Raw genomic sequence first — 25841 nt, forward strand, 5'->3', positions numbered from 1 at the left:
AGATTTTCATGATAAGTCATGATTTATTAAAAAGATCTTCTATTATCATGACAATCCGTGTTCCATTATATAAAAATTGTTACTTGCACCATGGTCAGTTATATCAACGAAACTTTTATTGAATCAACAGCGGCAAGCATTCCCGTAAATGATCTGGGTTTGCAGCGTGGTTATGGTGTTTTTGATTTTTTGCGTGTCAAAGGTCAGCAACCTTTTTTTCTTCAGCAGCATATCGATCGTTTGTATCGTTCATTGGAACTGATGCGATTGCATTTATCTTACAGCAAAGAAGAACTGATCAACATCATTCAATCATTGATCGATCAAAATCAATTATCTCATTCCGGCATTCGTATTACTGTTACCGGCGGGGCTTCACCGGATGGCTACACACCCGTTGACCCACATCTCATCATTGTTCAACAATCTATTCCTGAACCACCCCAAGCCATGCTTACGGGTCCGTATAAACTAGTGACCTATCAGTATCGCAGACAATTACCTGAAGTAAAAACCACAGATTACCTGATGGCCATCTGGCTACAGCCATGGGTCAAGGAGCAGGGTGCGCATGATGTACTGTACCATGACAATGGATGGGTAAGCGAATGTCCTCGATCTAACTTTTTTATCATCACAAAAGAAAACGTACTAGTAACCCCTCATGAAGGCATGTTAAAAGGAGTGACCCGTTCCAATATTCTGAAAGTAGCCAAGGGAATAATGAAAGTAGAGGAAAGAGCGGTAAGCTTGGAAGACATCCGTTCTGCGAAAGAGGCATTTATCTCCAGCTCTACGAAAAGGCTGATACCCGTGACCGGTATCGATGATGTTGTTTTCAACAGCTATGATTCAGATTGTATTTCAAGGACCCTATTTGAAGCATTAGCACTATTAGAGGCTAGCAAAGAGTGAACTACAACCTCCCGCACTCACATAAATATGCTGTTTTTTATACCCTTAGCAGGTAGTAGATTTGTAATGTGTTGCTTCGTATATCCTTTTATATACTGCTGTCTTTTCTTTGTGTAGCTCCTACCACTGCACAAATAGGCTACACGTTTACACAAATTAGCACCAATGACGGACTAGCCAGTAATGATGTGCATGCTTTACATCAGGATGAGAAAGGATTTATCTGGGTAGGAAGCTCGAATGGATTACAACGTTTTGATGGTACCAAGTTTGTCAACTTTTTTATGCCCGGTAAAAAAGGAAGTGATGCATTACCGATCTCAACACTCGATTATATTGTACCGGGAAAGAACGGAACTTTATGGCTGTATTTTCCTGAATTAAGGGAAGTAGGGGTATTTGATCCGGCTAAATTCACTTATCGAAAAGTTGCTATCAAACCCAATAAACAGATCCCGCCAAGAATCAATGCAAGACTATGGAAAGACAAAATGGGTAGTATCTATCTTTCCATTCAACCTACCGGCATTTTAAAATATGATAGTACTGCAGATGCATTTACTTCTTCTGCCCCTTTTCGTGCGCCGGAGAATTGGAGTTTTGGTATCCGATCCGCAGAAGATACACGCAATGGTTTACTGTGGCTTACGTTTGGCGATAAAGGTTTGGCCGCCTATGATTATAAAACAGGTGAAACTTACACACACGTATACAATCCGAAAAATATTCCGCTACTGAAGAATTGGCGTGTACAAGAAAATATTGCCAATATATTCATTGATAAAAGTGGAAGGTATTGGTTGTATAACTGGCCTGTATGGGCAGGCGGCGGGGAAGTCATCCACTGTCTGGATTCTACGGGAACACGTTATTTAAAAGATACTGCCGGACTGGTGGTATTCACCGGCAAGTACGGGGAATACAGAAATATGGCTGAGCTTCCGAAAAGCGGGCTGTGGGTGTTTGGACTGGATAAATTATTCAGCTTCAATAAACGATCCAACAAGTTCATTTTTTACAAGAGTGATCCACTTAGGAATTTTGATATCCATTATGAAGTTGTACATCAGGTAATGGAAGACCGAGAGGGTGGTATTTGGGTAGCTACCAATGAAGGCTTGTATTTTTCTTCTCCGGGTACTGATGGAAATGGCGTGCAGAATATGATGGTGATGGATAAAAATGGAGTGCACGAATTCACTGATATCCTGGAGTTGAACAATGGCGATTATTGGTTGACCAGCTGGGGAAGAGGGGTAGTAACACTGGATCGAACTTTTAAAAAGAAACCCTATAATATTTTCAAATCAGCCCCCTCCTCTTGGCCAAAGGCAACACAAGCAGCTGTAACACTTACCTGGTGTATGCATCAGGAAAAAGCAAGTGGTGATGTTTGGATCGGATCAAATGGCGGTATCCTTACGCGATATAATCCTGTAAGCAATAAAACCACGTATTACAATCCACCTGAATTCGCCAGTGCAACTGTTCGATATATCACAGAAGATAAAAAAGGACGTTTATGGTTCAGTACACAAAGAGGAAGGATCATTGTGTATGACAATAAAAAATTTACGGTTGTAAAAGATTTTGGAACTGCCATCATCCCCAAACTGATGTTTGACAAAGATGGATGGCTATGGGCTGCAGTTCAAGGAACCGGAATAGTAGCTATCAATAGTGAGAATGGAAAAATATTACAACAGTATACAAAAGCAGATAATGGTTTGTATTCCTCTACCGGAAACGATATTGATCAGCTGAACGACAGTATCATTGCATTTGGAGCAGGCGCATTGAATCTGATCAATAAACAAACAAAAAAAGTAAAAGTAATTTCTTACGAACAAGGGCTACCATCTAACTCTATACAGCGCTTACGAATAGACAGATCCGGATACTTGTGGATCAATACCAATAACGGTTTATGCAGGTACAATCCTTATAACAACAATATCACCACCTACTCTAGCAGAGACGGTATGGTGATGAGTGAGAAAGTAAAAACAGCCGACTATCTGTGTAGTGAAGGTTTTGTGATGTTTGCGGGATCTAACTCGCTGATGTTCTTTCAGCCCGAGATGTTTGAAACCAATCAACAACCACCGGATGTTAGCATCACAGACTTTAAGCTGTTCAATCAATACCTTCCTATTGACTCTCTTGCAGCACAGAATCAGGTAAAACTGAAATACGATCAGAACTCTTTTAGTCTTTATTTTTCTTCGCTGAGTTATATCAATCGCGATAAGCTGATCTATTATTATAAAATGGAAGGCATTGATGATAACTGGCAAAGAGCTGACCGTCAAAAGCTGGTCAACTATTCATTACTTCCTCCGGGAAAATATGTATTCAACGTGTATTGTGAAAACATTGATGGTGTTAGATCAAAGAATATCACAACACTCATGATTCATATCAAACCGCCATTCTGGAAAACATGGTGGTTCCTGAGCTTATTGAGTTTGGCCTTTTTTGGACTATTGTATTTTATCCATCGCTTACGCATCAATAAAATATTAGCGGTTGAAAATCTGCGTAACAGCGTAGCAAGGGATCTGCATGATGACATGGGTTCAACACTGAGTACCATCAATATTCTCAGTACCATGGCAAAAAGTAAATTGAATACAGACAACGTTCGCGTAAGTGAATACCTCGGTAAGATCAGTGACAATAGTCAGCGCATGATGGAAGCAATGGATGATATTGTATGGAGTATCAAACCCATGAATGATTCCATGCAAAAAATAACAGCCAGAATGCGTGAAATCGCAACCAGTGTATTGGAGGCAAAAGATATTGACCTTGATTTTAGAACAGATCCTTCCATTGAAGAAGTAAAGATGGATATGCAGGCACGTCGCGACTTCTTCCTCGTATTCAAAGAAGCTATCAATAATATTGCTAAATACTCAAATGCATCCAAGGCCCAGGTTCATTTGGCATTACACCATCAAAGACTGATCATGATCGTTCAGGATGATGGAATTGGTTTTGATATTGATAAAGCTGATGGCAATGGCCTCGGAAACATGTATAAAAGAGCCGCATCATTAAAAGGGCGCATACAGATACAATCAAAGCCCGGAGAAGGCACACAGATCACACTGAATATCCCTGTTCAATAACCCGATATCACATAAATATGTGACGTTGCATGCCTGCCTACCATTGGATGAGCATATTCACCACTCAACAAAATTTTCACCGGTCAGTTCACACTATCATGCGGTTGTTCTAAGGTCTACTATTCGTGAGTTTTGGATGTTCATTTAAAACAAGACGAATATGAAATATGTATTGTGGACGCTTATAGCGGGCATAACGGTGATATCCTGTAGTAAACCCATAGAAACACCTCAGCCTAACTTGCCCGTTGCTGTAAAAAAGATCAAAGAAATCAGAAATTCTCCGAATGATTTCAGGACCTATACCTTTAATGCCGATGGTAGCCTGCAACAATATGCTGCACAGTTCACCAGTAGAACAGATGGTGCTATCAGTCAGTACAACCTTGGCTTTCAGTATGACAATAAAAGGCTGGTAAAATTACAGGCAGCGAATGGATATAGTCTCTACTACTATAAAGATGGCAAGCCACATACCATTCAAAGTTATAACCAGCATAACAGTCTCTTTGCCACCAGTTTTCTGACCATCAATGAAAAAAATCAAATCACAGAAATAGTTGAGCAGTTCAAAGTGCCCGTATCAAATCACCTGGCAGAAACCAAAACATTACTCTTTTACAATACACAAGGCAATCTGATACGCAGAGAATATTATTCCCGCCAAGACCTGAATGATCCTTTTGAGTTTTATTACAAACAGTTGTATGAAGCCTACGATAATAAAATCGCAGTTCCGGAAGAGGTAAGCACCGACTATTTTCTGCCTGGATTTGTATTAATGAAAAACAATCCTACAAAAATCATCACAGTAGATAAAATGGGACTTACAGGCAGGGTCGATCGTTTTGAATATACCTATGACAGCGATGGATATGTGCTCACTAAAAAGCACTTTGTAGAAAACATGCCCAATCCGGTAACTCCTATTACTTTCTCTTATACATATTGGTAATATGCAATCATCAAATTCACATTTTAAAAAAAAGTTGTTACGATTGATCCTTTTTGCAGTGGTAACAATGGGTATATTGGTGGTGTTATTACTAATGTTGCAGAAGACGGTAGAAAAACATTATACCACTGAAAACGAATCCTCACCAGAAACCATTGAAGTATTTAAAAGTCCGGATGAAGAATATAAGTTTATGGAAAAAGTGAGCAACCGCTCTTCCGTCCACTCAACAACCATCCCCAATGATCTAATTCAATAATGATGAAATATCTGATCACCCTATTCTCATCTTTGTGCTTGATGATCACTGCAACAAATGCAAAAGCATCACAAGATTCATCACACCTGCGTGTTTTTTCAGTACAGGAATTATTGAATGACTATGATAGCTTGCATAAGATCATCACTGATAACCACCCTGCACTATGGGCAGATGCTGATAGTTTAGCTACAGAACAACGATGGAAAGAGATCAGAAAAAAGATCAATCGACCTATGAAGCGATGGGAGTTCATAGAATTGATAGCTCCGGCAACTACCCAGTACAATGATGGACATACTGCGCTCACTTATGATTTCGATTTTGAAGAAGTAGAGCAACTGATCGCAAGAAACGGAAAGCTTTTTCCTTATCGCGTGAAACTATATGATGATACGTTATGGATCACTGAAAACTGGAAAGACAGCTCTTCTTTATATCGAGGCATGATGGTAATGTCGATCAATGGCATATCCACAAAAGATATCGTAGCACGTATTTTACCCGTAGTTCCGGCAGATCATCATCGAATGAGAGAAGCATCATTATCGCGTTTATTCCCATTTTTATTATGGTCATTATATGGTTGGGAGAATAAGTATGAAATAGTATTACAGGATCCTTACCAACAAAGCAGCACCACTATCCATCCCGAAGGCATTACGATGAATGGATTCTTTCAACGTCAATTCCCCAGAAAAAAATGGAATCTGCAACTATTCAAAGAACAGCAGCTTGCCGTGATCAGTTGTTCATCCTATAATAACTACACAGAAGCCATTCGATTCATCGACTCTGCATTTGCAGTACTACAACAAGAAAACATCCGGCACCTGGCATTTGATATTCGTAATAATGGAGGAGGTAACTCTTCTATCGGTGATCACCTGTTGGCATATATCGCACAACAACCGTATATGGATGTGTATAGTAAAACCTTACGCAATGGTTCTATGATGCGTCGTTTTAAAGAGAACAGTGGTATGTACCGGGTGATGCAAAATTTCATCAAGAATGGAATACAGCATGGGAATCATTACACCATGCGTTTTGAAACAAAAGGGTTGGATACTACGATTAAAAAAGAAAATATTTTCCGTGGTCAGTTTTATTTGCTCACAGGGCCTGTCACTTACTCATCAGCACATATGACCGCTTTGTCTGTAAAATCTTCTGGAATGGGTACTATTATTGGTGAACCCACCGGTGAGCGCATTGATCTTACGGGAGAAAATGCCAGCTTTACTTTACCCAATACCCAATTATACGGCTATTGCTCTTTAGCAGTTTATGAAGGTGCCATCGCAGATAAAAAATCAAAGGGAGTGCAGCCTACTATTTTTATACCTTTCCGGCCGTCTGCACTTTTATCAGAAAAAGATCCCGTGATCGAAAAACTCATGCAACTGATAAAATAAAAAGCGGCGATTCAACGATTGCACCAACAGCATCAAGTATATAAGTTCGGGGAAATTGCAGTTACATTGGTAACGCCAAAACAAAATCAGCTACGCAAAGACTGGCAAGAAGATCGTTTAACACATTTCCCCTTCTGGGGTAAGTGCTGGCCTGCGGCTGAAGCATTGGCCGGTTTTCTCGCCGCGAACCCTCATTATATAAAAGACAAAAAAGTATTAGAGCTGGCTGGTGGACTAGGATTACCATCACTAGTGGCGGCAACATTCGCGGCAGAAGTCTGCTGCTCTGATTTTTTGCCTGAACCTCTTCAGTATATACAAGCATCTGCTGAACTCAATCATATCAAACATCTACGCACAAAGATCATTAACTGGCAACAGCTACCAAAAGACCTAAGTGCTGATGTATTGTTATTGAGTGATATCAACTACAATCCTTCAGATTTTGACGCGCTGAATACAATGCTGCAGCATTTTCTTGATCAGCAAACATTGATATTGTTAAGCACCCCTCAACGTATCATGGGTAAAGCTTTTATTGAGAAATGGATAAGCTATCAGCAACATCATGAAGTAATCAGTAATGATATTAGCTTATTTGTATTAGGTCGTTAATGGAACACAGATTATCATGATTGTTACCTAACAGTATTGGAATGCTTAGTGGTTAACAATAAAAAAATTATTCGCGTTCATCATGACGACCATGAAAATCTGCGACCCATCAATCTTTCACTAAAAGAAACAAGGAATAATCTTTCCTTTATTGCGTTGATCAAAGAACCAGATCAATGAAATTTCGCTGCTGCCTGTAAAGCCATTGCTTTTACTTAGATCAGAATTTGTGATATCATAGCTGATCCCAACCTGAAAACTTTCCGTTCTCAATCCGGTATAAGGATACAATGCATCTCCTGCCCTTAACCAGGCACCTGTATATAAATGATAGCCGCTATTACCCACACCCCAACCATATGCGCCTCCAATAACTGCCTGTGTATTCCTGGCTTGTTGCATAAAGTTGGCACTAAAGAAAAGCTCATCCTGCTCATTTGTCTTCAACAGCGCACTGCCATGTAATACATAGCGACGAGAGAGCCGACTGTTTTGTGCCGTAAAGAAATTCAATCGCGGACTGGTAAGATGAAAGACAGATGCCCCAAAACTAAAGGCATTGCCTGCTTCATCAGCATAATTGTATAAGATGCCGGCATTCACAGACGCAAAGGAAACCGAACGGTTATTGATACTTTCACCACTAGGCACTGAAAGATCAAAACCACTACTGGTAAATTGATTACCGAAACTGATCTTATTAAAGTCTACTACATTTCTCCCTAACGCCGCTTGTATACCAATACCGATCGACTGATTCCCATCTTCATCCAACCCCTTATTGAACCCGGTTGAAAGGGCGATATAACTATTCTTATAAATACCACCGGCGGCTACATCATACATCGCATGAACCCCCAGACCCCATCGGTCTCGTTGTGGTAATTGTTTGCGCAATATCCTCGTATCAAAAGAAACGGCCGCCGTTTGATAAGGTGTTGAAATATTCGCCCACTGGTTTCTAAAATTCACCGCCAATCTATGCGACCCATCAATATATCCTGTTAACGCAGGATTAAAACTCAAAGGACAACTGAAATACTGAGAAAAATAAGGATCCTGTCCTTCCACAATATGGAAGGATAGACATAGTAAAATGCTTAGTAGGTATTTTCTCATTATCTTTTTTTTGGCGCATAGCTAATAGTTCATTGCTAATAGAAGAACCGTTTATTCTATTAGCAATATGCTATCAGCCATTCGCTACCTCAACAACATCACCGTTCCTGTTCTTCTCACTACGCGGCCTTGCAGGTCTGTCGCTTCAGCGATCCAGGTGTAGGCACCTGTGGGCTGTGCTACGCCCAGGTACACACCATTCCATCCTTCAGCGGGAGTTGCTGTATTCGTAGAGAAGATCATATTACCCCAACGATTGAATACTTTGAAATAATTCAACTGACGCATACCAACCAGTATCGGGAACAGTCGATCATTTTGTCCGTCATTATTGGGCGTAAACCCTTGTGGTACAAAAATATCCGTACCCGGAATGATTTTCACGAGTACCGTATCTGTTGTAACACAACCAATATCTGATGTAATCGCAACAGTATACAAAGTGGTTTCATTCACGGTGATGACCGGTGATGCTATACCGGGCAGGTTCACACCGGTGATCGGTGACCAGCGATATTGATTGCCGATATTACTTCTTGCACTCACAGTAACACCTATACCACGCAGTGTTTCTACATCCGGATAACGAACAGGTGGGGCTGCACTGCGCACAATATATTCCATCGTTTTACTGGCACTTACAGAACAATTCGGATTGCTGGCAGAAAGCTTCACCTGATATACACCCGGCGTAAGATATGCGTACTGTGTAGAGAATTGATTAGAGCTGGATCCATCACCAAACTCCCATAACCAGTTAATGCCTCCTGAATTATTTGTTTGTGATCTGTTTTGAAAAGAAGCTGTTACGCCAACACATGCATTGGAAACAGAAAAATCAACCACCGGTTGTGATAATAATTCTAATACAATATTTTCTGATGCTTGTCTGCTACACCCTTGTGCTGAAGTAAAACGAACCGTATAAGTTCCGGCAGTTGCAGCATTATAAGTAGCAGCTACAGCACCCGGAATGATCTGTCCATTCCGCAACCACTGATAGTTATTAGCACCGGATGCAGATAAGGTCAGTGTGCTGTTTTCACAAATAAAATTAACCGCAGGTATTTGCAGTTGTCCTGCAGGCAGCGGATTTACTGTAACCGTAACGGGCAGACTACTGCGACATCCGGTTGCATTACTGGTTGCACGAATGTAGTAGGTACCGGAATTATTGATCTGTGCCGGATTTCCGATCTCAGCCGCCAACGCCGCATCGATATAATAATTGAAGCGAAGATTATTTTCACTACCGGATGTGATTTCATTGCGTGTAAGATCGATCAATGATGGTGCACATACAGGTGAAGGATTATTGACAACCAATACCGGTGGTGGATTGATGGTTACTTGAACAGGCACTACCGCACTACAACCTGTTGCGGGTGTTCCTTTGATATAGTAAGTGCCGGATTGTGAAATCGCATTGGCATTATTTAGTGCAACAGTACCCAGTGCATTTGTAAAATAGGTATACGTGAGACCTGCAGCACTGCCGTTGGTAACAGCAGCAGCAGTAATATCCACTGTATTAGGAGCACACACCGCAGCTGGAGTATTCACCACCATTGCAGCCTGTGGTAAAACGGATACAGTAACCGGACGAATGACAGAACAGTTATGAACGGTTTCGGTACCACGTATATAATATGTACCACTTGTACCAACAGAAGATGGTGCTGAGAGTGGTGTGGTAGCAGTTGCATTGGTCCAGTAAGAGAGTTGCAGTCCTGCAGTACTGCCATTGGTGATAGCAGCATCCGTAAGATTCACCGTACCCGGAGAACAGATAGATGCCGGGTTGGTAATATTCAAAGAAGGTAGTGCATGCACTGTGACTGTAACGGGTGCAGCGGTATTGGAACATCCGTTTACATCCGTGATCGTAACACTGAATGTACCTGAATTACTAATGTTTGAGAGCGCATTAGTGGTAGCGCCACTGCTCCATACATAGCTAACTGCATTGGTAGCTGTGAGGTTCACGGAATTACCAGCACAGAAAGTTAATGGACCACTGGCGTTGATGGTAGCTGTAGGTAATGGATTTACAGTTACTGTTCTTGATGTGATTGCAGTACAACCTGCCGCATTTGTAACGGTAACACTATAAGTACCGGATGTGGTGATATTATTATACGACGCAGTATTGGGACCACCAGTCCATACATATGTATTACCACCACTCGCTGTGAGGTTTACAGAACCTCCTGCACAGAAAGTTAGTGGACCACTTGCATTGATATTGGCAACAGGTAATGCATTTACTGTAACTGTTGTGGATGTAGTTGCCGTACAACCCGCCACATTTGTAACAGTAACACTATAAGTACCGGATGTGGTGATATTATTATATGCTGCAGTACTCGGACCACCAGTCCATGCATATGTATTACCACCAGTCGCTGTGAGGTTTACAGAACCTCCTGCACAGAAAGTTAGTGGGCCACTTGCATTGATATTAGCAACAGGTAATGCATTTACTGTAACTGTTGTGGATGTAGTTGCCGTACAACCCGCCACATTTGTAACAGTAACACTATAAGTACCGGATGTGGTGATATTATTATACGCTGCAGTGCTCGGACCACCAGTCCATGCATATGTGTTACCACCACTCGCTGTGAGGTTTACAGAACCTCCTGCACAGAAAGTTAGTGGGCCACTTGCATTGATATTAGCAATAGGTAATGCATTCACTGTCACTGTAGTGGATGTAGTTGCCGTACAACCAGCCGCATTTGTAACAGTAACACTGTAAGTACCGGATGTGGTGATATTATTATACGCTGCAGTACTTGGACCACCAGTCCATGCATATGTATTACCACCACTCGCTGTGAGGTTTACAGAACCTCCTGCACAGAAAGTTAGTGGGCCACTTGCATTGATATTGGCAACAGGTAATGCATTTACTGTAACTGTTGTGGATGTAGTTGCCGTACAACCCGCCACATTTGTAACAATAACATTATAAGTACCGGATGTGGTGATATTATTATACGCTGCAGTACTTGGACCACCAGTCCATGCATATGTGTTACCACCACTCGCTGTGAGGTTTACAGAACCTCCTGCACAGAAAGTTAATGGTCCACTTGCATTGATATTAGCAACGGGCAATGCGTTTACTGTAACGATTCTTGATGCTGTATTTTGACATCCATTTCCATCTGTCACAGTTACCGTATAAGTACCAGAACTATTTACTGTAGTTGATGCAGTAGTAGCTGCATTACTCCATGCATAACTTGTTCCGCCTATGCCTGTAAGCGTTACAGAATTACCGGCACAGAAAGTTAGTGGGCCACTTGCATTGATATTAGCAATAGGTAATGCATTCACTGTTACTGTCGTGGATGTAGTTGCCGTACAACCCGCCGCATTCGTAACAGTAACACTATATATTCCAGATGTTGTGATATTCGTTAGTGCTACATTCGTTCCATTACTCCATAAGTAACCGACCCCTCCCGTAGCAGTTAAATCCACAGAATTCCCAGCACAAAATGTCAATGATCCATTCGCTGTAATCCCAGCCACAGGTAATGCATTTACTGTTACAGTTGTTGATGTAACAGCCGTACAACCCGCAGCATTCGTAACAGTAACACTATATGTTCCAGATGTTGTGATATTCGTTAGTGCTACATTCGTTCCATTACTCCATAAGTAACCGACGCCTCCCGCAGCAGTTAGATCCACAGAGTTTCCAGCACAAAATGTTAATGAACCACTCGCTGTAATCACCGCTACAGGCAAAGCATTGATCGTTACACTTGTTGTTGTTAGACTTGAACAACCTTGTACATTCGTAACCGAATAGGTAATGACAGATGTTCCAGCTGCTGATCCAGTTAATACTCCAGTCAATGATCCTATCGTTGCATTTGCATTATCAATCGTCCAAGTTCCACCCCCTAATGAATTAGATAAATTCAAGGTTGAACCTACACACACAGGACTAACACCCGTTATCGTTCCTAGTACAGGCAAAGCATTGATCGTTACACTTGTTGTTGTTAGACTTGAACAACCCTGTACATTCGTAACCGAATAGGTAATGACAGATGTTCCAGCTGCTGATCCAGTTAATACTCCAGTCAATGATCCTATCGTTGCATTTGCATTATCAATCGTCCAAGTTCCACCCCCTAATGAATTAGATAAATTCAAGGTTGAACCTACACACACAGGACTAACACCCGTTATCGTTCCTAGTACAGGCAAAGCATTGATCGTTACACTTGTTGTTGTTAGACTTGAACAACCCTGTACATTCGTAACCGAATAGGTAACGACAGATGTTCCAGCTGCTGATCCAGTTAATACTCCAGTCAATGATCCTATCGTTGCATTTGCATTATCAATCGTCCAAGTTCCACCCCCTAATGAATTAGATAAATTCAAGGTTGAACCAACGCATACAGGACTAACACCCGTTATCGTTCCTAGTATAGGAACTGGATTGATTTTAAATTGTGCTGTTCCCGGATCACTTTCACAACCTGTTACTGCATTTCGAACTGTTAAGGTACCTGAGTAAGTAGTAATCTGAGCTGTAGCTGTTGGAACAGCAACAGTAAGTGGAGAACCTGAAGAAAAATTATTTGTAGTATATCCAACATTTGTAAAGCCATGACTAATAGCTAAGGGACTCCAGTCTAATTTATATTCTGTAGGGCTATTTGAGTAAGTAAGTGTTACATTAAAAAAAGAAGATCCATAACAGATCGTTGGCTCAAGAGGATCAATACTTGCAAATATTGGTTTAGGATTAACGACTATCGTCAATGAAGCTGTTTGCGCATTAATACAAGCGGTGGCACTACTCTCCTGAACAGATACTAACTGATAGATAAAGTTACCAGAAGAACTTACAGGAACTGTGATATCAGCCGATGACCCAGTTGACGTGATAGTTTGATTTGCACCCCCATTGATCGTATAAACGAAGGTATAAGGTGCTGTACCTCCAGACCCTGTAATGGTTACAACTGGAGATATTCCACTCAAACACGCCGTTAGTGTATTGGCGTTAATAGTTGCAGTTGGTAGCGCTGTAACAGTAATTGTTGCACTACTGGTTACGCTTGTGTTCGTACAACTCTCAGACAAAGAGTTGGCATCTACAACAGAAGTTAAACTATACGTAAACACACCCGCTGTTGATGTAGGTACAGTAAGCGTTAGCGTACCCGTCATAGTTCCCGAACCCGTTGTAGTAGTAGCAGTAACAGGGGCAGCACCATTGATAGAATAGGTAACCGAATAAGGTGCAGTTCCTCCTACGGCCGTAATGGTTAATGTTGGGTTCGTTGCATTTTCACAAACTGTTAATGAACCGGTGATTGAAACTGTCGGCATCATTACAATTTGAACAATATTACTATAAGCAATATTACCATCATTTTCAACTCTTCTCCTATAATACCATGTTCCTCTTAGTTGTGTAGTATTATTATTCAAAACTTGACCGCCTAAAAAATCAACAAAACCAGACATATCACTTGACTGCGATCTTTCCCAATAGTAAAAAATTGGTTCTCCCAGATTCTGACCCGTTATGCTAGCGGCTTCTCCTATACTTCTTAAATTCCAAAATTGACATTTTGAGGCTGTAATCGTCCCTCCTGTCAATTGTGCAAAAGAGGATGTTGTAGAAAAAAGATTCAGAAATGATATTAGAAGTATAAATTTAATTAAGGCTGAACTACGCAGCACTCCGCTCACCTTAAGGCAGACATTGGACCATATCAATCTCAAACAGTTCATCTTGGGGGATATTGAACTTTGTAATAAAGATATAGGAATATGATATTCAACAGCTTATCCTTTTAAAAGTTCATACTTGGGTAACAGCATTATATACGTATAAAACCTATGTTTAGTATGCTGCTATTGAAAAAATTAAAAACCCCGACGTTACCGTCGGGGCTGTTTCTCAGGGTTTGGTCTTAGGCGAACCAAATCTCTTTGGGTATTTGTTGGTTATTAAGCAGTTTCAATATACAGAAAGAATTTATACCACAGATTTACCATTCATCTATTTTTTTGTCTTGCATATATGTAGGAAAAGAATAATTTTGCAATGCTTTCGGTCTACAAAATATCTATCATCACCGAAAGACATTCGCACACGAATACCTGTTTTATGAACATCTAAGCAGGGTACCAGAATTGAACACTGCTACCCACTCTCTTCGAAACCCTTAAACGTACGCTATCAGCGTACCATCTTTCATTTACATAATTCAATCAGGTAATGACGAATACTAGCATTAATCATACGCCCAAAAAGGGCTTTTTCAGCTATTTCCGTGAAGCACTCAATAGCGAACATCAGGATTTTACACAAGGCAGCATCCGCAAAGCAGTTTTCATGCTGGCCATACCCATGATCCTTGAAATGTGCATGGAGTCAGTATTTGCGGTGGTAGATATTTTCTTTGTAAGCAAACTCGGTGCCGGCGCAGCTGCTACTGTAGGGCTCACAGAATCTTGTCTCACCCTTATTTATTCCGTTGCCATTGGTTTAAGCATGGCGGCTACAGCCATGGTGGCCAGAAGGGTCGGAGAAAAAAATCCCGAAGGCGCCGCCAAGGCAGGAGCTCAAGCATTATTATTATCCTTTGCTATTTCGATACTCATCAGTATCGTCGGCATTTTTTATGCATCTGATGTACTGGCTCTCATGGGTGCTGATGCTTCTGTTGTAGCAATGGGTACCGATTATACCCGCATCATGTTAGTGGGTAATCTGGTGATCATGTTACTGTTCCTTATCAATGGTATCTTTCGTGGCGCAGGTGATGCAGCAATGGCCATGAAAAGTTTATGGCTCGCCAATATTTGTAACATCATCCTATGTCCGATACTGATCGATCAGTTTGGCTTAACAGGTGCGGCGATGGCCACTACTACCGGTAGAGGTATTGGTGTATTGTATCAGCTCTATCATTTATTCAATGGAAAAAATATCATACGCATTGTTCGTAAACATTTTATTCCGAATAAAGAGATCCTTTCTTCGATCGCCAATATCGCATCAACAGGAACCTTACAATTCATCATCGGATCCGCCAGCTGGATCGCTATGGCCAGAATAGTTTCCGGCTTTGGTAGCGATGCAGTTGCAGGTTATACCATCGCAATTCGATTGCTCATCTTCTTCATCATGCCGGCATGGGGATTGAGTAATGCAGCTGCAACATTGGTCGGACAAAATCTCGGCGCACAACTTCCTGATCGGGCAGAACAATCTGTTTGGAAAACGGCTCGATACAATGCAATATTCATGGCATTTGTGTCCGTACTCTTTGTAGTGGGTGCTGAATTTTTTGTGGGATTGATCTCTCATGATCCGGCCGTTACTAAAACAGCCGTCACAGCATTACGCATTGTAAGCTTGGGATACATTTTTTATGGTGTTGGAATGGTCATGATCAATGCCTTCAATGGCGCTGGTGACAGCAGAACACCTACCTGGATCAACTTATTCTGGTTCTGGGTATTTCAAATTCCATTCGCCCTACTATTGTCCAAAGTATTCAATATGGGAACCACCGGCGTTTTCATCGCCATCGTAACCACAGAAACCTGTATCACCATTACAAGCGTGATACTGTTCAAAAGAGGGAAATGGAAGTTGGTGAAAGTATAGGATATGAGCGGCAAGCTACAAGTTGCAAGCTGCAAGGAATTTATACTTGCGGCTTGTAGCTTGTGACTTGCAGCTATAATACTAAAACCAACCTCTTCTCTTAAACGCCACCAACATCCAAACAGGAACGATGAGCATGAGACCTACGGCGATGAAAAAGCCGTATTGATGGTGGATATAAGGAATACGATCGAAGTTCATACCAAAGATGCCACCAATAACAGTAGCCGGTGCCAGTAAACAGGTTACGATGGCCATCACCTTCATCACTTCATTGGTCTTCAAATTCACATTACTGAGATAAAGATCTTGTAAGTTCATCATCATATCACGATAGTTCTCTGCCAAGTCATTTGCTTGCAGGATATGATCATATACATCCTTAAAATATTTAGTAGTTCTTTCTTCCAACAGATCACTTTCACTTCTGATAAAACCATTGATGAGCTCACGAACCGGACTCACATTTCGTTTCAATACAATGAGCTCTTTCCGCAAACTGTTGATCACAGCCAATGTGCGCGTATTACTGCCGCGAATAATTTTTTCTTCCAATAACTCGATACGATCTCCCAGCTTCTCCATCACTAAATAGTAATTATCAACGATCATATCCAACAAAGCATAACAGAGATAATCAGCACCACTCACGCGAAGCTTGCTACCATTGAGTTTTAGCTTATCGCGAATCGGATTGAATACATCTCTTCCTGCATCTTCCTGAAAAGACAGTACAAACCCTTTCCCTAAAATGATACTGATCTGCTCTGTTTCTACAGCCCCGGTTTGTTCATTGAAATACAACATATTCAGTAAACAAAACAGCACATTGTCCATCTCATCCATTTTAGGACGCTGACTCACACTCATGATATCTTCAACGATCAGATAGTGTATGCCGAAATGATGACAAATAGCTTCCACATCTGCCTTGCGAATACCATCTACATTGATCCAGGAGATATGATCGTTATCACGATAGGCAAAACATTCCTTGATATCAGTTAATTGTGTCTCCGAAAATGATGAAGCATTATAATCATATACTTTCACCTTGATCTCACTGGCTTCGATACGCTCAGGAATAACAGTAGGATTCACATGAAAAATATCCCTTGTACGCTTGGTATCAAACAGTGATAAAGGGTTTAAGTATTTAAGGTATTTGGCACCGGTCATGACTTAAAAATAAGAAATAAGAAACAAGAAATAAGTAATAAGAAATGAAAAAGAGAGAGACTTATATTCATCCTAAATTTCTTATTTCTACCTCTTGCCGGACTAAAGTCCGACGCTATCTAAACTTGTGTTTTGTTTACTTGGAACTTTCTTGTTTCATGTTTCTTGTTCCTTGTTCCTTCTTTCTCATCTCCTATTTCCCATTATTTTTACCAAAATTTTTCATGCCACTTATTTCCACTGCTTCGTATCGTCCTCCCTTTTGGCAATGGAATGGACATGTACAATCTATTTATCCGAGTATGTTTCGGAAAATATCTTTTGAATATGATCGTCGGGAAAGACTTGAATTACCGGATGGAGATTTTATTGACCTGGACTGGCATCAGCAAAATACTGTTCATCAAAAGTTGGTCATCATCACGCATGGGCTGGAAGGTGATTCCGGTAGGCATTATGTAACCGGTATGGCGAAAAAATTTGTTGCTGCCGGATGGGACGCATTGGGATGGAATTGCAGAAGTTGCAGTGGTGAACCCAACAGACTGTTACGCTTTTACCATCATGGCGATGCAAATGATCTAAGGGCTGTGATACAACATGCCATTGACACACATGGGTATAAAGAAATTGTACTTGTAGGATTTAGCATGGGCGGTAGTTTGAGTTTACGGGCTGTAGGAGAAAATCCGGATCAGGTTCCCGAAGCAGTAAAAAAAGTGATCGGTATTTCTGTGCCTTGCGATCTCTATTCCAGTGTGCAATCACTTTCACAACCGGGCAATAGCATCTATGTAAAAAGATTTTTGAAGAAGCTCGGAAAAAAGATCCGAGAAAAATCGACCCGCTATCCAGATAAGATCAGTTATGAGGGATATGAAAAAATGAAAACCTTTATCGAATTTGACAATCGCTATACCGCTCCTTTACATGGCTATCAAGACGCGATCGATTTCTATACAAGAGCCAGCGTAAAACCGCTGCTCCCGCAAATACAAATTCCTGTTTTATTAATACAGGCGTTGAACGATCCTTTTTTAACATCGGAATGCATGGGGTATGAAGCGGCAGAAAGCAATCCAAATATTTTGCTTGAAACCACTGCAGCAGGTGGTCATTGTGGGTTTATGCTGGCGGGCACAAAAGAAACGTATCCGGAAAGAAGAGCTATCCAATTTGTAAACAGCTGATCCCTATTGCCTGAAACTTGTAGCTTGCAGCCTGAACATTTTGTTTCCTCAATTTGTAGTTGAAGCCATATGAAAAGAAGTGTTTTTTTAAAGCAAAGTAGTCTGGCATTAATGGCATTGGCCACTAACAAGCTGTATGCAGCACCTAAAAGAAGGAACTGTTTTCGTTTTCAATTGTGGCGACATGCAACGTTGTTTATAGAAGTGAACAAACTGAATATACTGGTAGATCCTATGCTCAGTGCCAAAGAAACCATGAATCCCATTCAAAATGCAGGGAATAGTTTCAGGATACCCATGGTAGATCTGCCTTTTAGTGAAGAGGAATTGAAGAAAAAACTAAATACTGTCAATGCCATTTTACTCACGCATTTACATGCAGATCATTGGGATGTAAAAGCAAGAGAATTGCTCAACAAAGAAATACCGATCATTTGTCAACCTGGAGACGCAGAAAGATTAAAACAACAAGGGTTTAAAGAGATCATTCCATTGAGCGAGCACATGGAGTGGAAAGGTATTGGTATTACCCGAACCGGCGGACAGCATGGCACCGGAGAAATTGGGAAAAGAATGGGACAGGTATCAGGATATGTGATCGCACACAAAAAGCAATCACTATATATCGCAGGAGATACGATTTGGTGTGATGAGGTGAAAAAAGTGATCGAAGTGATGAACCCTGATCATATCATCGTGAATGGAGGCGGAGCCCGTTTTTTACAAGGAGATGCTATTACAATGACAGGAAAAGATGTATTGGCAGTAAGTAGATACACTAAAAATAAGATTAGTATAGTACATCTTGAAACAGTGAATCATTGTCTGGAAAAAAGAAAAGACTTCCGTGAACTGGTTGTACAAAATCGATTGGAAAAACAAGTATGGATTCCCGATGACGGAACTTGGAGCAGTATTTGACCGAAGAACAACTTTCCTCCATGTTGAATTCAAGAACGGAGATCACAAGAACTCATGATTGAACACTACTTGTTCTAAAAAAATCATCTTTACATAGACAGTATTTATCTTTTCATACACGGTTACTTGTTATATGTAGAATATACCGGTCACACGCAAAATGTTGTACCACAGATGTGACTGCAAACGTATCTAAGCAAGAAACCATCGTTTATGAAAAAAATTGTCATTACAGCATGCATTATGACTGCTGCTTCTCTGTCTGTCATCTCTTGTCAAAAAAATGAGTCAGATACGCAGAAAGATGATCCCACTGCACTAAAAATTGAAGCCAGTAAAACCACTGCCAAAGTAGGTGAGTCTGTTACAATTCAGGTTAAAAATGCGGATGCAGATCTAGTAGCTGTTTGGAATGTCACACCGGCTTCTTCAGCCACTTTATCAGAGAAGTATTCCAGTAACCAGAAAAACACGATCTCTTTTTCAGCGGCCGGTAGTTATACGGTTACTGCAGACTTAAAAAAAGTCAGTTGTGATACTGCTACAGTAAGAGCATTGGGTATGGATTCTTGTTTAAAAATGGCAGCACTCAAATATGCTACATCCGTAAAGATAGAAGTGGGCAACTAACAACAAAAAAGTGAATGGTGAATATCCAATATTGAACTGTTGGTATATTTCAATTGGATATTCTCCATTCTTTATTTTTTTACAACACCATCTTGTTGTACAGAAGCAATAAACTTTTTCTTTATCCCTTTCTCCTTGTAAAAAAAAGAGAGTTCAATTACTTGCTCTGATTGCTTGGTCATTTTAATTGCTGATGGGCCATATACATCTTTGATCACAAACAATAGCTGTTGCGGATTTTCATCAAACGATGAAATAGCAATATATAAATGATCTGTTACCTCATCAGAGCCGCTTTGCTTTGCACTGCCACTTTTATTAGCTACGGCATATACATTCACGATGAAATTGGCCGTTTCTGTCTTATGCGTTGACCTGATATTATTCAGTACATAGGTAATGTCTGCGGCTTTCACCTTTTGTACAGATAGGTTTTGTGCATGAACCGGTAAAGACAATAAAACAAAAAGAAGAAGCCCGAAAAAAGAGAGGATGGATTTTTGCATGATACAATTTAGCAAAACAAAAGAATATCGAATCATGAATATGAAATGAAGAAACAAACTATTGCTTCGAATTTTTCGCCGGACTGAAGTCCGGCGCTATGTAAACTTGAATAGTGGTTACTTGAAACTTTCTTGTTTCGTATTTCCGCATCCCCTTTTTATTTCTTTGTTTATAAACGAAACAATATTGCCATAATTACCCTAGTTTCAGACTTTACCAGATCCGGTCTCCATAGAGGATCAGTTTGCGTAGTAGAATATCCGGTGGAAGAAGTTACGCCACCCGATCCTGCGAAATAAGGAACACTGGCGTTTCGGTGTACCCATTCAAGTCGAAATGTAATGCTTTGATTAGGCATATAGTCAAGATTGGTTGATACATCCCATCCCTTAAACTGATCGCCTGGATTAGCACTAAAAGGAAATCTTCCTTCTGTTTGTTGTGGGTTTTGTGGATTGGGTAACGGACTCGCTTCTCCGGTTGGATATAAGACAAGGTATCTACCCGGATTGGTCATGATACCGCCTCCAAGGGTCCATGCAAACTTATTTTTAGCAAACCACATCCGATGATAAATCATTGCACTGGCAAAATACTGGGCAGGTCCTTTGATAGAATCCTTATTATTAAATCCATTTACCCCTCCTCCTTTTTCAAAACCAATATCGCCTGTAATTGAAAAAGCTAGTCTTGAAACACCATTATTTGTTGGGTTATCATAGTATCGATACAATAAGCTATTATCGCTATGAAAACGTTTTCGATCAGGTATTCCTGCAGCATCTGTTCCGTAATAATTATTAGTCAATAATTTCAAATTGCTATTGGGTGTCCATGTGATATTCCCTCCGATTCCGGGCATAGCATTGAACCTGCCATAACTCTGCCATCCATTAATAATCCAAGGTTCAATCTTCAGATGCTTGCTTGGAAAGATCTGAATACGGAGTCCGTTAAAAAACCAAGGCGTATTATCAGATGTAAACGAAGCCTGATATTCCCAATTTTCTGCTTGATAAAAAGAGTTGAGTCCGATGTACGACATAAATAAGCCTGCATCAATATTTATTCCTTCCCATTTGGGGATATGATAACCGGCATACGCTTCACTTAAATAGCGATAAACATTTGCCAGTTGATATTGCCCTCTATATGGGCTGAGGTCATTTCTTGGAACCACTACTGATCTTGTTCCGAATTGTGTCATTACCCTGGCTCGTGCATTCTTATAGAAAAAATCTCCCCCGAAATGTAATGCTGATAGTTGCACTTCATTGTTTCTAGCTAGTGCGGTTGAGCCAACTACTGTATTGTCATTGGGTTGATTGAAAGAATGCGTATAATTAATATCCATCAAAAGACTGGGCAAAAAATATTTTAGTTCCCCAAATAATGCTTCAGTTCTTCTGTCACTTCCATTTGCCCAACTAAAATCCAGTTCTTTGATTTTTTGATCTTTACGCAGAGATAGACTGTCTTTTTGCCCGTTTGCATTGATTGAAATAAGCAATGACAAAATAATAACTATATGTTTCATGATTGAATTCGAATTAATATTTCTGACGAAACGGGATGATATACTAAAGGAGAAAATTCAGTTTCAATGTTTCCTTTATCAATACCAAATGCCTTTGCATCACTTTGTCCAAGATTTTTTAAGAAGAAAAATCCATTTAATAACAAACTATCCTTTAAAGTAAACTCATTTTCAACCGATAAAAATTTTTCAATAAATACAAATCGGATATCGGGTTCGATAGGATACCTATTATTAGTGGTGGTGTTCGTTTTGAAATATAATTCCCCTGAATGAGTCATTTCTTGCAAGATCTTTTTAAAGAAAAGTTCAGTCTTGGGCATAACTCTAAAGCCAGTATTAATTTCTATTTTAAATAAACACTGATCAACGAGTTCATTTATACTATAGCTTAGTCCGTAAGGTTGTTCGGTTCTATTTATGTGAATCAGCCAATAAACTTCTGCTCGTTTAAGTTTTGGCGCGAAAATAGATTTGATGATTTTTTCTTCTACTTCATTTCTACTATCTGCTTTAGTCAGGTAAACAAGATGACTTGCATATTTCTGTATTCCTTCATCTTGAGCTAATTGTTTGATAGATAAAGCATATTTACCTAAATCAACAAATCGAGTAAATCTATTATTGATTTTTCTTGCAAAAAACCAAACATACATCACCAGAAAAATAAATAGTTCGAAAAACAAAAACATCCATCTTTCCTTTATTTTAGCAATGTTGGCTACAAAAAAAGATAATTCAACAGTACTAAAAACCAAGAGTAGAATGATTACAAACCACTTATTCCATTTTAGTTTATAAAGAAGAAAAAAGGATAACAAAATAGTTGTCATCATCATAGCCAATGTAATACTGAAGCCATAGGCAGCTTCCATATGAGAGGAAGTTCTGAAGTAAAGAATCATCATAATACAGCCTAACCAAAGAATTAGATTTACACTTGGTATATATACTTGACCCTTTGTTTCTGAAGGCTGACGAACTGCCACTCTAGGCCAGAAGTTAAGATTCATTGCTTCGCTTATGAGTGTATAACTTCCACTAATAAGTGCCTGAGACGCTATAATAGTTGCAGCAGTTGCGATTACAACACCTGAGATCAAAAACCATGATGGCATGATTTGATAAAATGGATTTCTATCCTGCAAAAAATCATTCCCCTGTGTCAACACCCATGAAGCCTGACCCATATAATTAATAAGTAAACAGATCTTAACAAAAGCCCATGTAATTCGAATATTCTTTTTGCCACAATGACCAAGATCTGAATACAAGGCTTCAGCTCCTGTGGTAGCAAGAAAGACTGCGCCTAATAACCAAAAACCATGAGGATAATGAACCAGTAATTCATATGCATATACAGGATTTAAAGCCATCAGTATTTGCGGATGCTTCAATAATTGATTCAACCCTAACACAAATAACATAAGAAACCATACAACCATTATTGGCCCAAAAGCAAACCCTACTTTTTGCGTACCAAATCGTTGAAAGAAAAATAGAAATGACAAAATAATAATGACAATTGTAACTGTTGGAAGTTCCTGAAGCCCCTCTACCATTGTTAAACCTTCAACTGCAGATGCTACAGATATAGGTGGAGTAATAATTCCATCTGCCAAAAGTGTTGTTGCTCCTATGATGGTTGGAATCACTAACCATTTACCATAACGTCTAACAAGTGCATAAAGAGAAAATATACCGCCCTCACCATCATTGTCAGCTTTAAGCGTCAGCCAGATATATTTCAAAGTAGTTTGAATAGCCAATGTCCAAAATATACAGGATATGCCGCCATAAACAAGTGTTTCATCGATAGATCTGTTACCGATGATAGCTTTGAAAACGTAAAGTGGGCTGGTACCAATATCCCCATAAATGATACCAAGGGCTACTAATAATGAGCCTGCAGTGATTGTGTTTTGCTTCTGGGAAAAATAATTTTTCATCTTGCTGATTTGCTCAGCAAAATTGTCGTATGATGCATCAGTTAGTTATAAAGAATGTACGATGCTTTATAAAGAAAGTATAAAGATGATCAGGAAACAAAACGATACCCGACTCCAGATTCTGTAATGATATAAGTCGGCTTTTCTGGGTGTGTTTCAATTTTCTTACGAAGTGCCGCTATAAAAACGCGCAAATATTGTGTTTCATTCTGGTAAGTCACACCCCAAATCGACTTTAAAATAAATTGGTGGGTTAATACGCGACCTTCATTATGCATTAAAAGAACAAGCAGGTTAAATTCTGTTGAAGTGAGTTTTACAAGTTGTCCCCCTTTATGCACGATCCTAGAAGAAATGTCTACATCTAAATCGCCCGCTTTTAATACCTCTTTCTGCTCAACTACAATGTTTCTTCTCAATGAAGACCTGATTCTGGCAAGCAATTCTGCAGTACGAAAAGGTTTCGTGAGATAATCAGTTGCACCATTATCAAGTGCATTTACGACATCTTCTTCCGTATTTTGAACTGATAGTATAATGATGGCTTTATCAAACCAAGTTCTCAATTCTTGTAATACAAACTGACCGCTTTTATCCGGCAATCCTAAATCAAGCAATATGAGATCAGGTTGATAACTCGCTGCCATTGCTATTCCAGACTTTGCATCGGCTGCTGCAATACAACGATAGTCATTACTCTCAAATATTATTTCAAGCAGCTTTCTGATTTGAGGCTCATCGTCAATGACTAGGATAGTAGCTTTATTCATTTTTGAGTCTGTTGATATAAGAGATTTCACAAGGCACAGTAATTGCAACTGTTAACCCATTAGGCTCTGTTCGATAAGCTGTAACAGTACCATTTAACGATTCAATAAAGCCCTTTACTATTGATAACCCCAAACCTATACCACCGGATGATTTATTATCGGATGAGCGATAAAACTTTTGAAAAATATACTCTAAATCCTTTTCTGACACCCCTATGCCATAATCTCGAACCGAGAAAAAAATGTTTTCTTCATCTATTTTGGCTTCTAGTTCAATTCGGGTATCAGTTTCCGTATGTTGAATCGCATTGTGTATTAGATTGAAAAGAACCAGCTCCATGATACCTATATCGATTTTGATCAGTGGGAAATCTTTATCCATCAATACGTTTATTTGCCTAGAGGATAAATAATTCAACTCCTGAATCACTGAATTTATTAACTCTTGAATATCGCACCACTCTGTTTTAGGCTGAATCATACCCGACTCCAATCGGCTGATATTTAAAAGGTTTTCTACTTGTTGATTTAAACGAAGTCCCGCTGTTTCAATTTCTCCCAATAAAACACTTTCTTGATGAGGATTGAGTGTGTTTGAAGGATTTTTTAAAGTATCAACCGCACCTATAAGTGTTGAAATGGGCGTTCTCAGTTCATGTGACAATGAATTGAATACTGCATGATATAATTTAACCGCTCGTTCATTTTCTTTTTTCAGGTTAGCCCTCTTTTCAGCTTGCCGAATTTTGAAAGTCAACACCGCATGCACTAATGCGATTAAAAAATAGAGGAAAAACATCAACAGGTCTTCTGTATCTGCAATATGAAAAGTAAACCGTGGAGGGATAAAGAAAAAATTCCAAATGAACGCACTTAGCAATGCGCAAAACACAACCGGTATAATATCAAATAAAAGTGCTTGTAAGGAAACTACAACTAATAAAATCAGCGCTACAATTTTATATCCGATTAATCCTGTTGCCAAAAAACACAAACCCGATACCAGCAATACAATTGCCGTAGCGATAAAAAATTGAATCTTTATTGATAGTTTTGGAAGTATCCCCGTCATTTAAGAAC

At 39.8% G+C, this 25841-nt stretch carries 18 protein-coding genes; 10 read left to right on the top strand and 8 right to left on the bottom strand.

Features of this window, described 5'->3' with window-relative positions; translation table 11 throughout:
• The first annotated feature begins 90 nt into the window (after nt 1–90).
• From ABXG83_RS09540 to ABXG83_RS09565, 6 genes are all read left to right on the top strand, one after another.
• Nucleotides 91–915, top strand: a complete 825-nt coding sequence (locus tag ABXG83_RS09540; protein WP_353548628.1) for an aminotransferase class IV — start codon at nt 91–93, stop codon at nt 913–915.
• Between the two features lie 68 nt (nt 916–983).
• Nucleotides 984–4049: a two-component regulator propeller domain-containing protein gene (locus tag ABXG83_RS09545; protein ID WP_353548629.1), complete on the top strand. Its 3066-nt coding sequence runs from the start codon at nt 984–986 to the stop codon at nt 4047–4049.
• Nucleotides 4050–4209: 160 nt separating this feature from the next.
• Nucleotides 4210–5004 carry a hypothetical protein gene (locus ABXG83_RS09550; protein ID WP_353548630.1) on the top strand — a complete coding sequence of 265 codons (795 nt, stop codon included), beginning with the start codon at nt 4210–4212 and terminating at the stop codon, nt 5002–5004.
• Nucleotide 5005: 1 nt separating this feature from the next.
• Complete coding sequence (locus ABXG83_RS09555) at nt 5006–5263, top strand: hypothetical protein (protein WP_353548631.1); 258 nt, start codon at nt 5006–5008, stop codon at nt 5261–5263.
• 2 nt (nt 5264–5265) lie between these two features.
• Complete coding sequence (locus tag ABXG83_RS09560) at nt 5266–6681, top strand: S41 family peptidase (protein WP_353548632.1); 1416 nt, start codon at nt 5266–5268, stop codon at nt 6679–6681.
• Between the two features lie 18 nt (nt 6682–6699).
• Nucleotides 6700–7296, top strand: coding sequence for a hypothetical protein (locus ABXG83_RS09565; RefSeq protein ID WP_353548633.1), 597 nt, complete (start codon nt 6700–6702; stop codon nt 7294–7296).
• 120 nt (nt 7297–7416) lie between these two features.
• Here ABXG83_RS09565 and ABXG83_RS09570 read toward each other — a convergent pair whose 3' ends face one another.
• Both ABXG83_RS09570 and ABXG83_RS09575 read right to left on the bottom strand, forming a co-directional pair.
• Nucleotides 7417–8415 (bottom strand): PorP/SprF family type IX secretion system membrane protein, encoded by a 999-nt coding sequence (locus ABXG83_RS09570; RefSeq protein WP_353548634.1) that lies wholly within the window; start codon nt 8413–8415, stop codon nt 7417–7419.
• A gap of 84 nt (nt 8416–8499) precedes the next feature.
• Nucleotides 8500–13920, bottom strand: a complete 5421-nt coding sequence (locus ABXG83_RS09575) for a gliding motility-associated C-terminal domain-containing protein (RefSeq protein WP_353548635.1) — start codon at nt 13918–13920, stop codon at nt 8500–8502.
• A 760-nt stretch (nt 13921–14680) separates the two neighbouring features.
• Here ABXG83_RS09575 and ABXG83_RS09580 point away from each other — a divergent pair.
• A complete protein-coding gene (locus ABXG83_RS09580; RefSeq protein ID WP_353548636.1) occupies nt 14681–16078 on the top strand; it encodes an MATE family efflux transporter in 1398 nt (465 codons plus the stop codon).
• An 81-nt stretch (nt 16079–16159) separates the two neighbouring features.
• On the opposite strand, the gene corA is transcribed toward ABXG83_RS09580, so the two are convergent.
• Nucleotides 16160–17257: a magnesium/cobalt transporter CorA gene (gene corA, locus ABXG83_RS09585; RefSeq protein ID WP_353548637.1), complete on the bottom strand. Its 1098-nt coding sequence runs from the start codon at nt 17255–17257 to the stop codon at nt 16160–16162.
• Between the two features lie 224 nt (nt 17258–17481).
• Between corA and ABXG83_RS09590 the strand changes: the two genes are divergently transcribed.
• From ABXG83_RS09590 to ABXG83_RS09600, 3 genes are all read left to right on the top strand, one after another.
• A complete protein-coding gene (locus ABXG83_RS09590) occupies nt 17482–18447 on the top strand; it encodes an alpha/beta fold hydrolase (protein WP_353548638.1) in 966 nt (321 codons plus the stop codon).
• Nucleotides 18448–18516: 69 nt separating this feature from the next.
• Entirely contained in the window at nt 18517–19368 is an 852-nt protein-coding gene (locus tag ABXG83_RS09595; protein ID WP_353548639.1) for an MBL fold metallo-hydrolase, read from the top strand.
• 213 nt (nt 19369–19581) lie between these two features.
• On the top strand, nt 19582–19998 hold the full coding sequence (locus tag ABXG83_RS09600; RefSeq protein WP_353548640.1) for a hypothetical protein: 417 nt from the start codon (nt 19582–19584) through the stop codon (nt 19996–19998).
• Between the two features lie 71 nt (nt 19999–20069).
• Here ABXG83_RS09600 and ABXG83_RS09605 read toward each other — a convergent pair whose 3' ends face one another.
• The 5 genes from ABXG83_RS09605 to ABXG83_RS09625 form a co-directional block, all read right to left on the bottom strand.
• The gene (locus tag ABXG83_RS09605) at nt 20070–20504 is read right to left on the bottom strand and encodes a hypothetical protein (RefSeq protein WP_353548641.1); all 435 of its coding nucleotides are present in this window, start codon (nt 20502–20504) and stop codon (nt 20070–20072) included.
• A 170-nt stretch (nt 20505–20674) separates the two neighbouring features.
• Entirely contained in the window at nt 20675–22042 is a 1368-nt protein-coding gene (locus ABXG83_RS09610) for a porin (protein WP_353548642.1), read from the bottom strand.
• A complete protein-coding gene (locus tag ABXG83_RS09615) occupies nt 22039–23991 on the bottom strand; it encodes a KUP/HAK/KT family potassium transporter (RefSeq protein ID WP_353548643.1) in 1953 nt (650 codons plus the stop codon). Before ABXG83_RS09615 ends, ABXG83_RS09610 begins: the two co-directional genes overlap by 4 nt.
• 89 nt (nt 23992–24080) lie before the next feature.
• Complete coding sequence (locus ABXG83_RS09620) at nt 24081–24761, bottom strand: response regulator transcription factor (protein ID WP_353548644.1); 681 nt, start codon at nt 24759–24761, stop codon at nt 24081–24083.
• Nucleotides 24754–25833: an ATP-binding protein gene (locus ABXG83_RS09625; protein WP_353548645.1), complete on the bottom strand. Its 1080-nt coding sequence runs from the start codon at nt 25831–25833 to the stop codon at nt 24754–24756. The genes ABXG83_RS09620 and ABXG83_RS09625 overlap by 8 nt, the downstream gene beginning before the upstream one ends.
• Nucleotides 25834–25841: the final 8 nt, after the last annotated feature.

It is taken from the genome of Sediminibacterium sp. KACHI17 (assembly GCF_040362915.1).
Lineage (GTDB): Bacteria > Bacteroidota > Bacteroidia > Chitinophagales > Chitinophagaceae > Sediminibacterium.

Bases quoted from the DNA above. Each gene is read 5' to 3' on its own strand.
- ABXG83_RS09540 (WP_353548628.1), top strand. From the start codon at position 91: ATGGTCAGTTATATCAACGAAACTTTTATTGAATCAACAGCGGCAAGC.
- ABXG83_RS09550 (WP_353548630.1), top strand. From the start codon at position 4,210: ATGAAATATGTATTGTGGACGCTTATAGCGGGCATAACGGTGATATCC.
- ABXG83_RS09605 (WP_353548641.1), bottom strand. From the start codon at position 20,504: ATGCAAAAATCCATCCTCTCTTTTTTCGGGCTTCTTCTTTTTGTTTTA.
- ABXG83_RS09580 (WP_353548636.1), top strand. From the start codon at position 14,681: ATGACGAATACTAGCATTAATCATACGCCCAAAAAGGGCTTTTTCAGC.
- ABXG83_RS09595 (WP_353548639.1), top strand. From the start codon at position 18,517: ATGAAAAGAAGTGTTTTTTTAAAGCAAAGTAGTCTGGCATTAATGGCA.
- ABXG83_RS09555 (WP_353548631.1), top strand. From the start codon at position 5,006: ATGCAATCATCAAATTCACATTTTAAAAAAAAGTTGTTACGATTGATC.
- corA (WP_353548637.1), bottom strand. From the start codon at position 17,257: ATGACCGGTGCCAAATACCTTAAATACTTAAACCCTTTATCACTGTTT.
- ABXG83_RS09560 (WP_353548632.1), top strand. From the start codon at position 5,266: ATGAAATATCTGATCACCCTATTCTCATCTTTGTGCTTGATGATCACT.
- ABXG83_RS09615 (WP_353548643.1), bottom strand. From the start codon at position 23,991: ATGAAAAATTATTTTTCCCAGAAGCAAAACACAATCACTGCAGGCTCA.
- ABXG83_RS09610 (WP_353548642.1), bottom strand. From the start codon at position 22,042: ATGAAACATATAGTTATTATTTTGTCATTGCTTATTTCAATCAATGCA.
- ABXG83_RS09575 (WP_353548635.1), bottom strand. From the start codon at position 13,920: ATGTCTGGTTTTGTTGATTTTTTAGGCGGTCAAGTTTTGAATAATAAT.
- ABXG83_RS09590 (WP_353548638.1), top strand. From the start codon at position 17,482: ATGCCACTTATTTCCACTGCTTCGTATCGTCCTCCCTTTTGGCAATGG.
- ABXG83_RS09570 (WP_353548634.1), bottom strand. From the start codon at position 8,415: ATGAGAAAATACCTACTAAGCATTTTACTATGTCTATCCTTCCATATT.
- ABXG83_RS09600 (WP_353548640.1), top strand. From the start codon at position 19,582: ATGAAAAAAATTGTCATTACAGCATGCATTATGACTGCTGCTTCTCTG.
- ABXG83_RS09625 (WP_353548645.1), bottom strand. From the start codon at position 25,833: ATGACGGGGATACTTCCAAAACTATCAATAAAGATTCAATTTTTTATC.
- ABXG83_RS09620 (WP_353548644.1), bottom strand. From the start codon at position 24,761: ATGAATAAAGCTACTATCCTAGTCATTGACGATGAGCCTCAAATCAGA.